The organism is Pseudoalteromonas sp. S3785, assembly GCF_005887365.1.
GTDB lineage: Bacteria > Pseudomonadota > Gammaproteobacteria > Enterobacterales > Alteromonadaceae > Pseudoalteromonas.
In genome coordinates this window covers 67,375-86,246 of sequence record NZ_PNCT01000040.1, presented here as the reverse complement: position 1 = coordinate 86,246, position 18,872 = coordinate 67,375, and the positions used below count along the sequence as shown (strand labels likewise).

The 18,872-nt window shown below is 41.9% G+C and carries 13 protein-coding genes; 7 read left to right on the top strand and 6 right to left on the bottom strand.

The annotated features are described in order from the left end of the window. Positions 1-80: 80 nt before the first annotated feature. On the top strand, positions 81-2,498 hold the full coding sequence (locus CWC17_RS11180; protein WP_171042085.1) for an ABC transporter permease: 2,418 nt from the start codon (positions 81-83) through the stop codon (positions 2,496-2,498). 107 nt (positions 2,499-2,605) lie between these two features. On the opposite strand, the gene CWC17_RS11175 is transcribed toward CWC17_RS11180, so the two are convergent. Continuing rightward, a complete protein-coding gene (locus CWC17_RS11175) occupies positions 2,606-3,133 on the bottom strand; it encodes a sugar O-acetyltransferase (RefSeq protein WP_138612911.1) in 528 nt (175 codons plus the stop codon). Positions 3,134-3,287: 154 nt separating this feature from the next. Here CWC17_RS11175 and CWC17_RS11170 point away from each other — a divergent pair, with 154 nt between their 5' ends. From CWC17_RS11170 to CWC17_RS11155, 4 genes are all read left to right on the top strand, one after another. Beyond that, complete coding sequence (locus CWC17_RS11170; protein ID WP_138612910.1) at positions 3,288-4,052, top strand: DeoR/GlpR family DNA-binding transcription regulator; 765 nt, start codon at positions 3,288-3,290, stop codon at positions 4,050-4,052. A 46-nt stretch (positions 4,053-4,098) separates the two neighbouring features. After that, positions 4,099-5,919 (top strand): glutamine--fructose-6-phosphate transaminase (isomerizing), encoded by a 1,821-nt coding sequence (gene glmS / locus CWC17_RS11165; RefSeq protein ID WP_138612909.1) that lies wholly within the window; start codon positions 4,099-4,101, stop codon positions 5,917-5,919. Positions 5,920-6,031: 112 nt separating this feature from the next. Continuing rightward, positions 6,032-7,222 carry an alpha/beta hydrolase-fold protein gene (locus CWC17_RS11160; RefSeq protein WP_138612908.1) on the top strand — a complete coding sequence of 397 codons (1,191 nt, stop codon included), beginning with the start codon at positions 6,032-6,034 and terminating at the stop codon, positions 7,220-7,222. Between the two features lie 159 nt (positions 7,223-7,381). Next, positions 7,382-8,680, top strand: a complete 1,299-nt coding sequence (locus CWC17_RS11155) for a DEAD/DEAH box helicase (protein ID WP_138612907.1) — start codon at positions 7,382-7,384, stop codon at positions 8,678-8,680. A gap of 97 nt (positions 8,681-8,777) precedes the next feature. On the opposite strand, the gene CWC17_RS11150 is transcribed toward CWC17_RS11155, so the two are convergent. From CWC17_RS11150 to CWC17_RS11140, 3 genes are all read right to left on the bottom strand, one after another. After that, a complete protein-coding gene (locus tag CWC17_RS11150; RefSeq protein ID WP_138612906.1) occupies positions 8,778-11,999 on the bottom strand; it encodes a S41 family peptidase in 3,222 nt (1,073 codons plus the stop codon). Between the two features lie 156 nt (positions 12,000-12,155). Further along, positions 12,156-13,553, bottom strand: a complete 1,398-nt coding sequence (locus CWC17_RS11145) for a 5-methyltetrahydrofolate--homocysteine methyltransferase (RefSeq protein WP_138612905.1) — start codon at positions 13,551-13,553, stop codon at positions 12,156-12,158. A gap of 32 nt (positions 13,554-13,585) precedes the next feature. Further along, positions 13,586-15,997, bottom strand: coding sequence for a TonB-dependent receptor (locus CWC17_RS11140; RefSeq protein WP_138612904.1), 2,412 nt, complete (start codon positions 15,995-15,997; stop codon positions 13,586-13,588). 141 nt (positions 15,998-16,138) lie between these two features. Between CWC17_RS11140 and CWC17_RS11135 the strand changes: the two genes are divergently transcribed. Both CWC17_RS11135 and CWC17_RS11130 read left to right on the top strand, forming a co-directional pair. Further along, positions 16,139-16,555, top strand: coding sequence for a MerC domain-containing protein (locus CWC17_RS11135; RefSeq protein WP_138540492.1), 417 nt, complete (start codon positions 16,139-16,141; stop codon positions 16,553-16,555). A gap of 134 nt (positions 16,556-16,689) precedes the next feature. Next, positions 16,690-17,526, top strand: coding sequence for an alpha/beta hydrolase (locus CWC17_RS11130; protein ID WP_138612903.1), 837 nt, complete (start codon positions 16,690-16,692; stop codon positions 17,524-17,526). A 21-nt stretch (positions 17,527-17,547) separates the two neighbouring features. Here CWC17_RS11130 and CWC17_RS11125 read toward each other — a convergent pair whose 3' ends face one another. Then, complete coding sequence (locus CWC17_RS11125; RefSeq protein WP_138612902.1) at positions 17,548-18,450, bottom strand: homocysteine S-methyltransferase family protein; 903 nt, start codon at positions 18,448-18,450, stop codon at positions 17,548-17,550. A 166-nt stretch (positions 18,451-18,616) separates the two neighbouring features. Next, the gene (locus CWC17_RS11120) at positions 18,617-18,862 is read right to left on the bottom strand and encodes a DUF3297 family protein (protein WP_024602277.1); all 246 of its coding nucleotides are present in this window, start codon (positions 18,860-18,862) and stop codon (positions 18,617-18,619) included. Positions 18,863-18,872: the final 10 nt, after the last annotated feature.

Here is an 18,872-nt window from a genome sequence, read left to right as displayed (position 1 = left end):
TTTTAGATGAAAATGTTAACGCTGCCAAAGTATCGAGTTAAATTTTGGCAGCGATTAACAAACTGAAAAGGATGATCATTTTGGAACAATTAATTACCTCAATAAGAACAAAAGCGACTCGATTATTTTGGCTCCACTTTGTTAGTTATAGTGCTGGGTTAGCAGCAGTAATATTGCTGGCTTTGTTTGTACAGCATGAACTCTCTTATGATAGTAATCAGCCGGATAAACAGCGGGTTTATAGGGCGCACGTAGATTTTACAAGTTTTGGTTTCGATACATTAATGCCGATGCGGGATTTAGCTGTGGCGCAAGCACTGCTAAACGATACTGATGTCGAAGATGTATTCGGTTTAATACCGGCTGAATTTATGGGGTATGTAGGTCATCACTTTAATACAGAAGTAAGTCCTGTAGGCACAAGCAATGGCGACACTAAGGTTAAGCTAAAAAACGTTTATTTTGCGTCAAATAATTTATTGCAATTTATTAACCTAGATGTGACGCGTGGTGCTATCGATGTGGTATTAAATACGCCTAATCGACTCGCGATCAGTGAATCTGAAGCTATCAGGCTGTTTGCTGGTATTAATGTGATAGGTAAGCGGCTAAGTGCCAATGAACAAAACTACACAATTGGCGCTGTATTTAAAGACTTACCTGCGCAAACTCACTTTGCATTTGACGTACTCACTGCCTTTCCTACAACACTTGAAAAACAACCCCATGGTTACGTTTATATAAAAACAGCAGTCGACACAGATATTGCTGCGCTTGAAAATAAGTTGTTTGAACAGTATTTGACAACAAAATCAGCAGAACACAAAACAGTGCAATATAAATTAATAAATATCACCGATATTTATTTAAAAGGTCGCTCCACTTATGAAATGAAAGCGCCTGGGTCGATCACTGCGGTGGCTATTGCTTGTGGGCTTATTTTCATTATTTTTTTGCAAATAACCTGTAATTTTATCAACTTTAATTTAGTCAGTGTGGGCAGGGCTGCCAAGCAAATAGCGATTAAAAAGGCGATTGGTGCCAGTCGAGGTCAGCTTTTTCGGCTATTTATAGTTGAATCAATTGTACTCACTGGTTTTGCCGTAATGTTGTCTTTGACATTTGTGGAGTTGAGTCATGATTATTTTAACCAGCTCGTTGAGTCGCATATCTCGTTTGTGCTTGATAAATCAATGGTGTTGATGGCTATTTTGATAACTTGTGTAATAGGTATATTTAATGGCATATATGCAGGCTTAGTGGTTGCAAATGTTGATGTAAAACTCTTAGTAAGAACACATTATCAGTATCATTTGGGGTTACTGGTCAAAGGTATACTGAGCTTTCAAGCAGGTTTAGCCACTTTCATATTTATTGTATTTGTTATTGCTCAGTTACAGCTTAAGTTTGTTGCGAACATGGATGTGGGCTATCAAACCCAAAATAGACTCATTGTTAAAAACATTCCAACTACACAACTTTTTGATAAAGATAATACACGCGTCATATCAGCAATTGCCGATTTACCAGGCGTTGCTTCGCTCAGTGCAACCGACATAAACCTGACTGAACAAGTGCGCGGCGGTGTGCAACTAACTTGGCCTAATGGGCAGGTAGTTGATGGGGTTGCTCCTTCAGTGGTAACAAGCTTTGATGTGGTTGAAGCATTGGGGCTTAAGCTGTTAGCGGGTAGAGATTTTAATCGCGACTTTCAAAGTGATTGGTTTGAAAAGCAGCCGAATGGCTCTGAACACGTTGCGTTAATTGTAACTGAGTCAATGGTGAATTTAGCTGGGTATGAATCGATGCAGCAAGTGATTGGTATGACACTACGTAATGCAGAAGCTAACTTAATCGCCACGGTTGTTGGTGTTGTTGCTGACGTGAAAGTTGGCTCGGCTAAACATAAAATGACACCGCTTTCTTTTAACCTAGGCCGAAACTACTTGCCAAATGGTCATGGCAATATTGTTATAAAGTTAAGCGATGATGCTGAATTTGCGGATTTAAAAAGGCAGATCCCTGCTTTATTAAAGTCGCGCTTTGCCATTCTTGATGTTGAAGTGAATAGTTTTGACGATGATTACGAAAAAAATTATAAAAATGAGCATAGGGTAACAACCTTATCAAAATGGTTATTAGTTTTGAGCACAGCGCTAACCGTTATTAGCCTTGCCGTATTGGTATCTCAAACGGTGCTTTCGAAGCAAAAAGAGTTGGCGATTAAAAAGGTCTTGGGGGCAACAATCACTCAGTTGGTAACAGCAGTGAGTGTGTCTTATTTAAAACTTGTGTCATTGAGTTTAGTAATAAGTATACCGCTCGCTTATTGGTTAACAGAGAATTGGCTAAATAGTTTTAATGACCGCATAGGGCAACCTATTTGGGTTTATGCTTTAGCTGCATTAGTTGTTGCTGCGATTACTTGGCTCACGGTTGCGAGCCTTGCTTTTAAAGCCGCCAGCACAAGGCCATCACTTGTTTTACGCGATGAGTAGATAGGTAGTTAGTAAAATTAGTTACAATCTGTCAACTAAGGCCTTTCGTTTACCGAAAGGTTTTTTCTATATTATTGTCGCCGTAAACGACGACCTACAATATATAATTAAATATCTTTAATTTTCACCGCAGGATTGCCAGCAACAACAGTGTTCGGAGCCACACTTTTGATTACTACTGATCCTGCGCCCACGACAGCATTATCACCAATGGTAACACCTGCTAAAACAATAGCTCCCGCGCCAATCCACACGTTATTACCCAATGTGATGGGTGATGCAAAGTTTTCTTTATTGAGTCGCTGAGTAGGGTTTACAGCATGGGATACCGCTAACAACTGCACGTTAGGCCCAATTAAACAATCATCACCAATTGTAATTGAAGCTTCACTAATTGGTGCATCTAATACAGTACAGTTAATATTTATGAAGCTACGATCACCAATAGTGATTTGATTACCATAATCGCAATGAAAACCTGATTCTATAATTACTCCTTCACCGCATTGAGCGAATCGCTCTTTAATACGTTTTAAATTGCCTTTACTCGGGCTTTTATTAAAGAGTCGGCATACTTCGCCTGTTTGTTTACGTAGGGCTAAAAGCTCTTTGTTTAAGCTATTAAATGGCTGCATTATGGTTTCTTTGTTTAGTTAAGAGATGCTAAAGCTATTTTACCTTTATTATAATTTGATGAAAGCTGCTTTATTTTTGCTCGTTCACTTGCCATTTAACTTGTTTCGTTTAAAATTGCACAACTTTCGAAACGAAACTTAATATACAATCTTTATGACTAAACGAAACACACAGCAGCGCCGCCATAATATATTGGCTCAGGTTAATCAGCTAGGTGAAGTGGCTGTGGAAAAGCTTGCTGAGCAGTTTCAAACATCTGAAGTAACCATTCGTAAAGATTTAACCGCGCTTGAAAAAAGTGGCCTGTTACTGCGCCGTTACGGCGGTGCTATTGCACTACCTAAAGAAATAGTAAGTGACGAAATAGACTCTAAGCGCAAAGTCGCAATAGCCAAGGCTGCAGCTGCACTTATAAAAGATCATAACCGCATTATTATTGATAGCGGGCGTACTACGGCTGCCATGATCCCAGAGCTTGCAAATAAACGCGGGTTAGTTGTAATGACTAATGCGATTAAAGTAGCGAGCCGTTTACTTTCACTTGAAAACGAGCCAACACTTTTGATGACCGGCGGTACCTGGGATCCGCATTCTGAGTCATTTCAGGGGCAAGTTGCCGAAAACGTATTATGCTCTTATGACTTTGATCAGCTATTTATTGGTGCTGATGGCATAGACGTAAAGCGCGGTACTACTACCTTTAATGAGTTAGTTGGTTTGAGCCAAGTAATGGCAAAAGCCGCCCGCGAAGTAATCGTTATGGTTGAATCAGACAAGATTGGCCGAAAAATACCAAATTTAGAATTACCGTGGAAAATAGTAACCACATTAATAACCGATACCGGCTTAGCAGATGATAAACGCAAAGCGATTGAGGCGTGTGGTGTAAAACTAATTTGTGCAGAGATTATTGATTAGTAACTACAAAGTGAGTTACTAGAATTAAAAAATTAATGGAGACACTATGTGTGGAATAGTTGGGGCAGTTGCAGAACGCCCAGTAAACAAAATTTTAGTTGAAGGCCTTAAGCGTCTTGAATACCGTGGTTACGACTCAGCAGGCGTAGCACTATTAGAAGGCTCTACACTAAATACCGTAAAAGCAGTAGGTAAAGTAGTAAACGTGGAAGCTGCACTTGAGAAAGCAGGCGTTAGCGGCCATACAGGTATTGCACACACTCGCTGGGCAACACACGGCAGCGTTACTGAAGAAAACGCTCATCCGCATGTATCAAACAATCAGCTAGCACTTGTGCATAACGGTATTATTGAAAACCACGCAAGCCTACGCGCATCGCTTAAAGAAGAAGGTTACGAGTTCCTATCTGAAACCGATACCGAAGTAATGGTGCACTTAATTCATAAGCTTCGTAAGCAATACACTACGTTACTTGCATCTGTTCAAGCAGCGGTTAAGCAGTTTGAAGGTGCGTTTGGTACCGTTGTATTTGATAAAGCAAACGACAACGAAATTATCGTAGCGCGTTCAGGTAGCCCACTTGTTATAGGTTTAGGCCTTGGCGAGAACTTTATTGCTTCTGATCAGTTAGCACTATTACCTGTTACTCGCAGCTTTATATTTTTAGAAGAAGGCGACGTAGCCCGTATTACACGCGATACTGTTGAAATTTTTGATGAAAATGGCGACGCTGTAGAGCGTGAAGTTGTTGAATCAAATATCACGCAAGATGCTTCAGGCAAAGGCGACTACCGCCACTACATGCTAAAAGAAATTTACGAGCAACCACTTGCGGTACGTAATACCCTTGAAGGACGTTTAAACGACGACCGCGTAGCAATTGATGCCTTTGGTGACAGCGCTCAGCAAATATTTAAAGATGTAAAACACGTACAAATTATTGCCTGTGGTACGTCATACCATTCAGGTATGGTTGCCCGTTACTGGCTTGAGCAATTTGCAGGCGTTAGCTGTAATGTTGAGATCGCCTCTGAGTTTCGTTACCGCCAATCGTATGTGCACGAAAATAGCCTACTTGTGACTATTTCACAATCGGGTGAAACAGCCGATACGCTAGCGGCATTACGCTTAGCTAAAGAGCAAGGTTACATGGCCTCAATGACCATTTGTAACGTACCGGGTTCATCGCTTGTGCGCGAATCAGACCTTGCCTTTATGACTAAAGCGGGCGCTGAAATTGGTGTAGCTTCTACTAAAGCATTTACAACACAATTAGTTGGTTTGTTAATGCTTACTGCGTCTATAGCGCAAGAAAAACAGCTTGATCAAAGTGCTATTGTAAATGCTATAAAAGTACTACCTGCTAAGCTTGAAGAAACATTACAGCTTGCAGATGGCATTGCAGACCTTGCAGAAGAATTTGCCGACAAGCATCACTCACTGTTTTTAGGCCGTGGTTCGCAATACCCAATTGCAATGGAAGGTGCGCTTAAACTTAAAGAGATTTCGTACATTCACGCAGAAGCCTACGCAGCGGGCGAGCTAAAACATGGGCCACTTGCACTTATTGATGCCGACATGCCAATTATTGTTGTAGCACCAAACAATGAGCTATTAGAAAAGCTTAAATCAAACGTAGAAGAAGTACGCGCACGTGGCGGCATTATTTACGTATTCGCAGATAAAGATTCACACTTTGAGTCAGACGACACAATGCGTGTAATCAACGTAAACCACACTGACGATATTATTGCGCCAATTGTTTACACACTGCCATTACAGTTACTGTCGTACTACGTAGCAGTAATTAAAGGCACCGACGTTGACCAACCACGTAACTTAGCTAAATCGGTTACGGTTGAGTAAAATCAAAAGGTTGGTAATTACCTGTTAAAGATAAAAAGGCGCTTAATGCGCCTTTTTTTGTACCTCAAAGCCTGTTAGATTAAATAACACACTATTTTCTAAAGGATTAGTCATGCGTTTATTAACCGCTGTTTTTATATGTAGTTTATTTATATTTTATTCTAATAACACATTTGCAGAGCCTGATTTAAAACAGCAAACCATTAGTTATACGCAACAAACACATACTATTAAATCAGCCGTTTTAAACGAAGAACGCACAGTTGTAGTACAGCTTCCAAAGAGTTATCAAGCTAATCCAAACAAAGTTTATCCGGTCATTTATCGCCTTGATGGCGCGGGTAACATACCGCTTATAAGTGCAGTGATGGAGCGTTTACAAAATGATAATCGTGCGCCTGAGGTTATTATTGTCGCTATTGAAAATACCAATCGCTTAAGAGATTTATACCCCACAGTGAATAAAGAGCCACAAGGCCCGGTAGGTGAAGGCGGTGGTGCAGCAACGTTTTTAGCATTTATTGAGCAAGAGCTTATGCCTTTAATTAATAAAAGTTACCGTACGCACAATTATAATGTGATCGCAGGAGCGTCTGCGGCAGGCGTGTTTGCACTTTATACAATGCAAGCTAACCCTGAGCTTTTTCAAGCACACATTGCTTACAGCCCTGCCGTTTGGTGGAACTATGGCGCATCAGTAAAAGCGACTAAATCGTTTATCAATAAATCAAAAGATCTGAATAACTATGTTTATATAAATATTGGCGAAGAAGCAGGCTTAATGCGTGAGCGATACAATGAGCTGCAGCAAGCTTTGCAATCTAATAACTTGCCAAATTTACGCTTTTTTAGTGATGCTTTTGATGGCATCTCGCATAACCTGACTTCCGTCGCTGGGGTATTTAATGCCTATCATAATTTATTTTTACCCAAACAAATGCCCATGAGTGCTTTAAGCGATGATATAGAATCTATTGATGTTTATTATCAAACATTATCTCAGCAATGGGGGGAGCAAATAACACCCCCAGAGGGGGCGGTTAGGCAACTTGGTTACAATCTAGTAAATAGGCAGCAATATGAGCGTGCTGTGGCAGTATTTAAGCATAATGTTAAGCATCACCCACAATCTGTTGATGCACTATGGGGGTTAGGTTATGGCTATGAGGTACAAGGTAATATACAACAGGCACTTATTAAAATAGAAGCGGCTTTAAATGTTGTAGATACCACATACCCCTATTTAGATGCCTTAAAAGAGACTAAAAGTAGATTACAAACACAGTTAAATAAAATGCAGTAATGTAAAAGGACAAAGCGTAGGTGTGGCCTGCGCTTACAGTTACCTTTACAACTCGCAGCGGTTACCTATAAAAACATTAAAATCACTAATCCCTACTTAATAAGCGCTAAATACGCTAAAATTACAGGCTACTTTTTTAGCAATAAGCCCGTAATAAATATGACCTCAGCCACAAGCCCTAGCACTTTTTCCGAACTTGGCCTTATTCCAGAGCTACAAGCTCGTTTAACCGATTTGGAATACAGCCAACCTACGCCAATTCAAGCTAAGGCGATTCCAAGTGTACTTGCTGGTAGCGATTTAATTGCGGGGGCTAATACTGGCTCAGGTAAAACAGCAACGTTTGCTTTGCCTATGCTACAAACCCTATTTTTAGAGCAAGGCGCTAAAAAAACAGCGAGCAAAGGTAACTTTGTAACTGGGCTTATTTTGGTACCTACCCGTGAGCTTGCAACGCAGGTGGCCGATAGCGTTAAATCGTATTCGGCTAACTTTAATGGCGCAATTAAAACGGTGGCGGTATTTGGTGGTGTGTCGGTTAATACACAAATGCAGGCACTGCGCGGCGGCGCCGATATTATTGTTGCAACGCCTGGGCGTTTGCTCGATTTAATCTCAAGTAACGCGATTAAGCTCGATAATGTAACTACACTTGTGCTTGATGAAGCCGACCGCATGCTAAGCCTTGGTTTTACCGAAGAGCTTGCTGAGTTATTAGCGCTTATGCCCGCTAAAAAGCAAACTATGTTGTTTTCAGCAACCTTCCCAGAGCAAGTCACACAATTAACGCAAGAGTTGTTAACTAACCCAGTTGAAATACAAGTTCAAAGTAAAGACGAAAGCACCTTAGTACAGCGCGTATTTACGGTTAATAAAGGCGAAAAAACCACGGTTTTAGCGCATTTAATTAAGCAACACAAATGGCGCCAAGCACTTATTTTTGTAAACGCTAAAAAAGACTGTGAGCACTTAGCAGGTAAGCTTGAAAAGCGTGGTATTAACGCACAGGTATTTCATGGTGATAAAGGCCAAAGTGAGCGTACTCGCGTAATAGAAAAATTTAAAGCCGGCGAAATAGAAGTACTTATTGCCACCGATATAGCAGCCCGTGGTTTAGATATTGCCAAACTGCCTGTTGTTATTAACTTTAACTTACCGCGCAGCCCCGCTGATTACATGCACCGTATTGGCCGCAGCGGCCGTGCAGGTGAAGTTGGCTTAGCGTTATCGTTAATTGATTACGAAGATTTTCATCACTTTAAAATAATCGAGAAGAAAAACAAACTTCGCTTAGAGCGTGAGGAAGTAACCGGTTTTGCGGTAAACCAAGCAAACCTTGATGCGGCCCTTGCACTTAAAAGCGATAAACCAATGGCAAAGCCCGCCGGCACAGGTAAGAAAAAGAAGAAAAAAGCCAACCAAGAAGATGATGTATGGAGCGGCTGGAGAAAAAGATAAGCCTCAATACATATAAGTCATTAAACTCGAATTATAAAAAACCCTGCAAATTTGCAGGGTTTTTTATTGGTATTAGTTTGTTTAGCTATGCAGCAGATTAAAATTTAGACGGAGCTGGTGGCACCACTAAAGGTTGCTTAGGGTTTTCTTTAAGCTCCTTTAATAGCTCTTGTACGGCGCGTTCTATTGATGGATCTTGGCCTTTATAAATAAGTTCTGGGCGGTCAACCACTTTAATATCGGGTGCAACGCCTTCGTTTTCTATAATCCAGTTACCTTGGGTATCTAAAATACGGAAAGTAGCCGCAATGACTTGCCCGCCATCCACAAGGCTAGGGTTACCAGAAATACCAATTAAGCCACCCCACGTACGCGTACCAATTAGCTTACCTAAACCTGCTTGGCGGAAGTAGTAAGGAATAGCATCGCCGCCTGAGCTCGAATAGCCGTTTATTATCATAGCTTTTGGGCCGTCGTGTGCAAACTGTGGTGTTTTAGTAGGCTCGGTACCGCGGCGTTTCCAATAGTTAAGTGGTTTACGCGCAAGCCACGTGATCATGTGCTCAGGAATAAAGCCACCACCGTTGTATCGGTCATCAATAATCATGGCGTCTTTAGTGGTTTGCGGCATGTAGTTTTTAAACATGGCGCGGTTACCTTCATACGCGGTATTTGGTAGGTGTACGTAGCCAATACGCCCATCAGAGAGCTTATTAACGTAGGCTGCACGCGAGTTAACCCAATCTAGATAACGTAGGCCTTGCTCACTGGCTACTGGTTTTACAGTTACTTCCCACGCGCCTTTGCTACGCGGTTTGCTGTTTAGTACCAGCTCTACTTGCTCGCCTTGGGTGTTTTCAAGGAGTTCGTAAAAGTTAGCAACATCTTTAACCGAGCGGCCATTTACCGCAATAATGTAATCGCCGTTATGTGCTTTTACGCCTGTAGTGCCAAGCGGTGAGCGGAAATCGTCATGCCAGTTTTCACCTTTGAAAATTTGCTCTATTTTTACGTAACCCGATGGATCGCTTGCAAGCTTAGCACCTAATAAACCGTGGTTTTTACGCTCGGCTTTTGGCATATCACCCGATTGCACGTAAATATGACCTGAGTTAATTTCGCCAGCAATTTCACTCAATACGTAATCAAGGTCACTACGGTGGCTAATAGCATCAGCCATAGGTTGGTATTTAGCTAAAATAGCATCCCAATCTTGACCGTGATGGTTTTCGTCGTAGAACCAATCGCGCAGTGTGCGCCAACCTTCAACGTACATTTGTTGCCATTCAGCTTGCGGGTTAATTTTAAGCGTCATTTTGCTTAAATCGAGCTTATTTGCGTTTAGGTCTTGCTTTGGTTTAGGCTCAATTAAGCTGTAACCGCCACTTGTATGTACAAGTAAGTGTTCGCTATTACTTGATATGGTGTAATTGCTAACACCTTTAGCGACTGTTTCTAGCTCGCTATCGTGCTCGGTGCCTATAAGCTGTAAACCGCCATTGGCAAGTGTAAGCACGCCGTCTTTTACTGCAGTTAAACCGCGGTAATTGCCCGCAGGGGCATTAAGCGCGGTAACACGCTGCATAAAGTCGCTGCTTTGCAGTGCGTTTTTAACTTTTTTATCGTCTTCTTTTTCGTCGTCATCGTCTTTTACAATTGTGGTTTCGTCACTTTGTAGGGCAATAAGCGGTTTTACACTATCGTTTACTGCGGCCGCATAAATACGGGTGGCGCGGTTAAACATGTAGTCAAACTCGTAGCTGCTAAACGTAAGGTTAAAGTCGCGCTCAGAGCTAAAGTATAGGTATTGGCCATCTGGCGAAAAGGTTGGGTTTTGCTCGTTACTCATTTCGTCTGTTAGGCGCGTTACCTTTTCTTTTTTAAGGTTGTAGTGCCACAGTGAGGCATAACGGTTTTCGTTATTTTTAACATACACAATATCTTGGCTATTAGGCGACCACGTATACTGAGTAATGCCGTCTTCGTCGTAAATGCCGGTATCAATTTTATGTTGCTTGCCCGATTTTGCATCTAACCACCACAGTGTGTGGTTTTTATCTGCAAACAACAGCTTAGTGCTATCGGGTGACCAAATAGGCGTAAAGCGCCAAATAGTGCCATTACTAGTGAGTTGTTTAATGGCATTATTTTTACTGCGATCTTTTAGGTAAATTTCGTACTCGCCGCTTTCATCGCTCATGTAGGCAATATAACGCCCATTTGGCGACCAGCTTGCGTCTATTTCACGGCTTTTTTGAGTGTACGATAAGTTACGCGTAGGGCCTTGTTTAACAGGTACGCTAAATAGCTCGCCACGGGCTGTGAATACAGCACGTTTGCCATCGTGAGAAATTGACATAGAATCAATAAAGTCGCTTACATTTTTGCTGTAAGGCATGGCGTATTGGCGTACGCCTGCAATATTAATGCTCAGCTTTGCGCTTTTTTGTGTTTTTGCGTCAAAACGATATAAGTAACCGCCGTTTTCATACACAACCGCATTAGGGCCCGCTGATGGCCAAAGCACGTCAAAGTTTTTATAGTTTGTAAGCTTTTTAGGCTCACTGCCTTTGCGGTATTGGTAAAGGTTTAATGTGTAATCACGATCAGATACAAAATAAATATTGTCGCCAACCCAAGTAGGTTGCTGGTCAGTAGCACGGTTAGTGGTAAGTTGCTCTGAGGTGTTATTTTCTAAATCGTAAACCCATACATCTTGCGCACGGCCGCCACGGGTGCGTTTCCAGGTGCGAAACTCACGGTCAATGGGTGTATAAACATACTTGCTACCATCAGGGGAGAGCATACCGCCGCCAGTTTCTGGAATAGCTAAAGGCTGCTCAAGCCCGCCGTCGGCTGGTACCATATAAGGGCGGCCCATACGTTTGCCCCACGGGGTGCGGTTAGCTCTAAACACTACATTTTTGCCATCGGCTGTCCAATCTAAAACGCGGTAATCAAAACCACCACGCGGTGGCATTGGGCCAACATCGTTATAGTAGGTAAGTTGCTTAAGATCTGAACCATCGCTGTTAATTACATAAATTTGGCGGCTGCCGTTATATTCGGCTGAAAACGCAATGCGCTTACCATCAGGAGAAAACTTAGGAAATGTTTCAAAGCCAATGTGGTCGGTTAAACGTTTGCTTTGCCCTGTTTGTGTATCAGCAATATAAATATCACCACTGTAAACAAAGGTCACGTTTTGGTTATGAATATCTGGAAAGCGTAGTAAGCGAGTGTCTTTAGTTTCATAGGCCGATACACTCGGTGCAATAACCGCAGCCAAGGCAAGAGCCAATGTTGTTAGTTTTTTCATGGAATTACATCCTATATTAAAAGCGGTTACATCATAACAATCAGGTTATAAATAGCGATGCACTTGCGATAAAAGGTCTGTTACAAAATGTGAATAAAAAAAGGTTGGCATTAAAACGCCAACCTTCAAGGGAGTGCTCTATTTTAAAGAGTAAAATTAATGGTTGTGGTCATCTTCAACCTCAGCAACACCTAACCATGTTAAGCCTGCTGGTGGAAAAGTTAACTCTAGTTCACCTTCAACCTCTAAGTCTTCTAGGTGTACTTGCACTATGTGTTGAGCTATTGGGTCGGCAACATAAGCAAACTCACCATTTTGCGCCACTGTCATGCTAAAGCTCATACCCTCAGGCATGGTTGATACATCTTGTTCGGTAATATCAACTTGGCCTGCAAGTTCCCAATGCATTTCGCCGTCATGGTCATGCCCCGAAAGTACATTTAAAAAGCCTAAGCTGTCGAGAACTAAAAAGTGTTCACCACTGGCTGAGAAAGAATAAGATACAGCACTTGCGCCATCGGCTAGTTGCAATTCTACTTCTTCCATTTCGGCATTTTCAGGGTGAATGCTCAATAATACTGAGCCACTGCCATCGTGTCCTGCGGCAATACCAAAAATAGTGTCGCTACTTTCGTGGCCATATAAAGTACCAATGCGCTCAGTGCCTACTGCTTCTATATTTGCTACTTTTTGTGCTTCGTATACATCATCGTGCTCATGCGCTATTAATACTCCATCACTACAACCAAACACAACATAGTCATGGTTTTGTGCAGCACCGTGTAAATCAGGGCACGTAAGCTCTAAGGTTTGTTCAAGCTCGTATTCACCATCATGAAAATGATAAACACCTACTTGATCTGGCAGTACTTTAGCAACCGATGTATTTTCTGCATCGTCGCGACGAATAGTTGATAGCAAATGCTCGCCTCGAGGCTCAGCTACACCGTGCATATTTATATCGTAGCTAATACCAGGGAGTGTTGGCGTTGCGTTAGTGATATCGCTATCAGTTAATACTTCAACCGAAGCTGGTGCACCTGACTCTGCATCGCCATCGTAAAATATGGCTAATTGACCGTCGTGGGTCATTAAGTGTGTAGGACGGCTGCCACTTGTTAGCTCGTAGCTGCTAAACGCAGGGCCTTGCTCGTAATCATGTAAGTGCTCACCGTGATCTTCGCGCCACATACCACCGTCTATAAACCCTAGGTAATCTTGAGTTCGATTTGTAATTACAGCGTAACGAAAGTCAGGCGAAGCCGACAACGTATTTGACTCATCGTTTAATACAAATGTATCAAGCAGGGCGTTATCGTCTAAATCAAAAAAGCTCGCTTCGTTGCTATCCCCGGCTAGTACTGCAAGTCTGCCTAGTGAGCTTATGGTAAAGCCGTCGTCATGGTCGTGATCGTCATCATCGTCGTGATCGTGTTCATCTTCTACCACAATAGGATCTTGTTCCACGATGTTGGTTTCTGCATCGCCACAAGCTGTGATAAATGTAGTACTAATTGCCAATGCAATAAGCTTTAATTTATATAGTTTTTTCATGTTTATTTCCTTTAATTATAATTTTTTTATGCTTAAAAATAACCGCGAATACCTAGCGCAAAACTACGTCCTGGACGTGGCGCTATATTCTTCACAAACGAGCTGTGCACGCGTGCTTCTGTGTCTGTTAAGTTGGTACCTTGTAGGTACACAGACATATCTTGGTTTAATATTGAAAGATCGTAAGAAATGCTCGCATCAACTAATGTGTAACCGTCTGTGGCTGTTTCTTGTGGGGCAGTACGGTCTTGCTTTTGATAGCGAGTAACGTGAATATTCGCACTGAGTTTATCGGTTTGATAGCTTAGCTCGCCGCCAAAACGAAGCGGTGGTGTACGTGGTAAATCGCCGCCATCTTTAAGGCGTGCACGCACATAATCTGAGAATAAATCTACTTTAAATTCATCGGTTAATTGCCACGCTATTTGCGCTTCAAACCCGTGTAAAATTACGTCGTCTGTTTTAAATAAATAAACCGGTAGCTCCGCTGAATGGTCGTGCTCGTCAACGCCTTCTTCTTCATCGCCATGATCGTGTCCACTTTCGGCGAATAAACCGGTGTCTATTTGGTAATAGTAGTTATCTACTTGGTTGTAAAAGGCATTTAAAATAAAGCCAACATCGCCTTGAGTTTTACGCAGGGTTAAATCGATATTATTGGCTGTTTCCAGATCTATTGCTTGATCAGATAAACCCAAGTGGCCGTCTTCGTCTAAGTCAAAGAGTGCGCCTACTTCGTAATTGCCAGTACCAATGTGAGGTCCAAACGATAACAACTCAGAGGCAGAAGGCGCACGCTCAGAGCGCGATACAGAAAGGCCTAAGTTATAGTTAGGGGTAAAATCCCACACTACGCCTGCCGATAAACTGACTGGCGTAAATTCATGCTCTACGTCAAATACGCGAGTGGTTTCTGCACTTTCTTCATGGTCGTGGTCATGCTCGTCGGCTTCTTCTGCTTCATCGTGTGCATGTGCGTCAATATTTGGCAGTAATACGTCGCCTGCTTCAATGGTTACACGCTCAATACGCCCACCTACCTGGACTAAAAAATCACCAAAGTGCCTCTCTTCCATTAATGCTACAGCAAAGCTTTCAGTTTCTGATGGAGGCGTAAAGGCCTCTTCACCTTGTGCTTCAACATCGCTTTGTTTGTAATGAAAGCTAATGCCGCCATTCCACTCGTTAAATTGGTTATGCAGTAGGTCTACACGTAATTCATTTGTTTCGTTTTTAAATGTGGTGCCTACAGTGCCACCTTCAATTTCAGCGTGTTCGTAGTCGGTGTGTCCGGCGCGCAGGTTTACTTTGTTTAGCCATTTATTATCTAGGTTGTACTCACCTAATAATTGCACCTTAGTTTGGTCTAAATCAGCAAATACGCTCTCTTCTTCGTCGCTATGCTCTTCCTCTTCTTCCTCGCCGTGTGTATGGCCTGGAATGCCGTATTGACGGTTAAATTGCTCTACCGCTAAACCAATAAAGCCGTTATCCATTAAATAGCTAGCGCCAACAGTAAATCCGTCAGACTCTTCATTACTGTTTTCAACTTTGTAATCGCCACTATGGCCTTCACCATCGCCATCTATATCAGCGGCTACAGGTACCTCGTAGTCGTCGGATTCACGCCAAAATGCATCGGCGTAAAAAGCCACCGAGTCTGTGCCTGTGGTGGCATTAAACGAGGCTACTTTTTGGTTATCAACCGAGTTTTGCTCTAGGTTCCACTCACCGCGTGTTGTGCTGTCAGTGGGTACGCGGCTATCTACCACATTAACCACACCGCCAATCGCGCCACTGCCGTAAAACAATGTTGCTGGGCCGCGTAATACTTCAATTTGTTGTGCGGTAGATGCCTCCGATGCAACAGAGTGATCGGGCCCAACGCGCGACACATCACTTACATCAAGACCATTTTGAGTAATAAGTACACGCGGGCCGCTTAAACCACGAATAATAGGCGTACTGGCTACTTTACCGTGAAAATTTGTATTTACGCCTGGGAGTTTTTCAAGGCTATCGCCAAGTGTTGCAGCTTGTTGGCGCCTTAGTTGTTCGCCAGATAAAACACTAACAGGTGAGGCAGATTCCATTGCCGACATATGAATAGGGGTTGCTTCAATATCAATAACTTCAATAGGCGAGCGCGTTAAATTAAACGTAACCGATTGGTTTTCATTATTAATTATTGTTATATCGCGATGAAGATGCGCATAACCAGGAGCCACAATATGAAGCTCTTTTAAGCCATTGTTTAGCTCGGTTAGTACAAATTTACCGTTTTCATCGGTAGTTACTTTAAGGTCTGAGCCTTCTACTTCTACTGTTGCATTATTAACCACTTTACCTTGATTATTTAAAACAACGCCTTCAATTGTGGATGCCAGCACACTTGCTGGTAATAAAGCTGCGATGAGAACAGCTAATTGTGATCTAGGTTTCATTTGACTACCTTGTTAGATGTTATATTATATCAAGTATGCGAGAAATGTTATAATGTATCAATAGTAATTAACTGTTGTTACTAAAATGTCTCCTTAAAAGTAACGCTTTTGAGTAGAGGCACTAATTTATTAGAGGAAATAATGAAGTCGAGTCAAAGTGTTATGGATCGTATGGCGATTGGGTTATCGTTAATGTGTACAGTACATTGTTTTGCAACCCCGGTTATTTTAGCGCTATTGCCAAGCTTTGCTGTACTGCAAATAGATAGTGAACAATTTCATTTATGGATTCTAGCGGCGGTATTGCCCACCAGTTTATTAGCATTGAGCTTAGGCTGTAAAAAGCATAAGCGTAAACGTTATATGGCCTGTGGCGTTATTGGGCTGTCTTTTATGATATGTGCGGTATTGCTAGGGCATGAAATAGCCGAAAAAGCGCTAACCTTAATAGGCTCAGCGTTTATTGCTGTGGCTCATTGGTTTAATTACCAACAATGCCTTAAACAAAATGATGATAATTGCCCGTGTTCAGGCGATGAATCCGATCAGGTAGCTTAGCGTTGTTAGTGCTACAAACAACTAACGTGTAGCACTGCCTTTCAAAGCTCGGAGTTTAAATTTTTAATAGCCTAAAGCTAAAAGTAGGTTAAAGTAATCATCCAATATTAGTTTATTACGCTTGGCTTAGATTAATGAATACTGCTTTAAAATCCCTGATGTTACTTTGCGCTTTAATATGTTTTAAATTAAGCGCAAATACCCCTTACCAAATCCCTAGAAGCAGTGTTATTGAACTCACTGAGCCCGTAACCAATCGGGTATATCCTGTTTTTATTCAACTCCCTAAGTCATATAAAAAGCACCCTGAAAAAATATATCCGGTTATTTACTTAACCGATGCACCGTATACGTTTCCTATTGTGGCGGGAGCTACACGGTTTCCTATGAATAGCGGTAAAATGCAGCAGGCTATTATCGTCGCCATCAGCTACGAAAAAGGCTCCAAAGGGTCTAATAGCCGAATTAGAGACTACACACCAAACAAGGCTAAAAGCTGGAAAAAACAAACCGGTAACGCGAAAAACCATGCGCTGTTTTTAAAAAATACTGTGCTGCCATTTGTACAAAGTAACTACCGAGCAAGTAGCACACAAAAAACTTATATAGGTAACTCTTTAGGCGGCTTATTTGGTGCCACTATTTTATTTACGATGCCCGATTTATTTAACAATTATATTATTGGCAGCCCATCAGTTTGGTTTAATAACAATGCAATTTTAGCGCTACAAGCACATAAACCTAAAGTGCCTACTAAGGTTTATATATCGGTAGGCGCAAAGGAAACCCCAAGTTTTGGTGAAGGTCAAAATATGGTGGAAGGGGCAAAGCTGCTAACGCAAAAAATTAATGAACTTAGCAGTGATAATATTGAACTAAAAAGCGTCGTTATTGAAGGGGCGAGCCATGCAACCGCATTTCCTACTACAGCGATACAAGGGCTTGATTGGGTAATAACAAATAAGCCCTAATATTTAAAAAGTCCTAAAAGCTTAAGCGCTTTCGAGTTGTTGTTTCCAGTTGGCCAGTACTTCAATAAATTCTGGGCCTATGCCACAGCATCCACCAATAATGCTTGCGCCTTGGCTGTACCACGTTTTTGCAAAATCTAGGTATTCTGCAGGTGAAATATCGCGGTACGCTTGTGAGCCTTCGTTGGCTTTGTAATCATGCGCGATAGGTGTAAAGCCATTAGCAAATGCGCCTAAAATAACGCTTTTATTTTGCTTGGCTAATACCGCGTTGGTATCGCTAAAGGCTTGCTCTATAACCTCAGGAATTGAGCAATTAAAGAAAATACCCGCAACATCTTGTTCAAGCAAAGCCGCTACAGCGTCACTTACAAGCTCACCAGATCGAAGTTTTGCTTGCTCGCTTTCCACATCATTTAAAGTAAATGCGTAATAACATGGCTTATTTGAGCCTTTAAGTACGCTTGCCATAACGTGTGCTTCTTCAATGCTTGATATGGTTTCGCCAATCCATAAATCTACGTGTTCGTCTTGCGCCTTGTATAGCGTATCTAAAATAGTAAATGCGCGCTTACTTTCAAATAGTTCAGGGCGGTAAGAGCCAAAAACGGGAGGTAATGAACCCGCTACTAATACATTTTGTTTAGCGTTTTGAGCAACTTCTTTTGCGATGACCGCCGCTTGCTGTGCAAGAGCTGCACCTTGAGCTTGGTATAGCGCTTCACCTAAATGAAAGGGTACACAGGCGTAGCTATTTGCGGTAATTATTTCAGCGCCGGCATCTATAAAGCCTTGGTGAGCCTGAGTTACAAAGTGCGGAGCTTCTATTAATGCTTGTGCACTCCATAGTGGCTGTGTAAACGGCGCGCCCATGCGCTTAAGTTCGCGTCCCATGCCGCCATCTAAAATAGTGAGTTTATTCATAACAAGCCTTTGTGTATCTGTACAATATGGCGCTATTCAACCATGTTTTTTATAAAATCATAATGAAACTTCATCATTACTCACATGAAAAAAGCTCATTGCTTATTTTCAGGTATAAAAAAAGCGACATCTCGCAGGAGAGTCGCTTGTTTAAGTAGGCTAAACCTTACTTATAAAATACTTCTACCGTACCTTTTACTTTCATAAGTAAAGGCTGGCCGCGGCGGTCTAGCGCTTTAGGTGCGGCAATTTTAATCCAACCTTCGCTAATGCAGTACTCTTCTACATCAAAGCGTTCTTTACCGTTTAGCTTTACGCCAATTTCGTGCTCAAACACTTCTTCTACGTAGTGTTTGCTGCGTGGATTAATAGAAAGCTGATCAGGTAATGCTGGTTTTGTTGAATCGGTCATGATTTTAATC

Bases quoted from the DNA above. Each gene is read 5' to 3' on its own strand.
- CWC17_RS11175 (WP_138612911.1), bottom strand. From the start codon at position 3,133: ATGCAGCCATTTAATAGCTTAAACAAAGAGCTTTTAGCCCTACGTAAA.
- CWC17_RS11170 (WP_138612910.1), top strand. From the start codon at position 3,288: ATGACTAAACGAAACACACAGCAGCGCCGCCATAATATATTGGCTCAG.
- glmS (WP_138612909.1), top strand. From the start codon at position 4,099: ATGTGTGGAATAGTTGGGGCAGTTGCAGAACGCCCAGTAAACAAAATT.
- CWC17_RS11160 (WP_138612908.1), top strand. From the start codon at position 6,032: ATGCGTTTATTAACCGCTGTTTTTATATGTAGTTTATTTATATTTTAT.
- CWC17_RS11155 (WP_138612907.1), top strand. From the start codon at position 7,382: ATGACCTCAGCCACAAGCCCTAGCACTTTTTCCGAACTTGGCCTTATT.
- CWC17_RS11150 (WP_138612906.1), bottom strand. From the start codon at position 11,999: ATGAAAAAACTAACAACATTGGCTCTTGCCTTGGCTGCGGTTATTGCA.
- CWC17_RS11145 (WP_138612905.1), bottom strand. From the start codon at position 13,553: ATGAAAAAACTATATAAATTAAAGCTTATTGCATTGGCAATTAGTACT.
- CWC17_RS11140 (WP_138612904.1), bottom strand. From the start codon at position 15,997: ATGAAACCTAGATCACAATTAGCTGTTCTCATCGCAGCTTTATTACCA.
- CWC17_RS11135 (WP_138540492.1), top strand. From the start codon at position 16,139: ATGAAGTCGAGTCAAAGTGTTATGGATCGTATGGCGATTGGGTTATCG.
- CWC17_RS11130 (WP_138612903.1), top strand. From the start codon at position 16,690: ATGAATACTGCTTTAAAATCCCTGATGTTACTTTGCGCTTTAATATGT.
- CWC17_RS11125 (WP_138612902.1), bottom strand. From the start codon at position 18,450: ATGAATAAACTCACTATTTTAGATGGCGGCATGGGACGCGAACTTAAG.
- CWC17_RS11120 (WP_024602277.1), bottom strand. From the start codon at position 18,862: ATGACCGATTCAACAAAACCAGCATTACCTGATCAGCTTTCTATTAAT.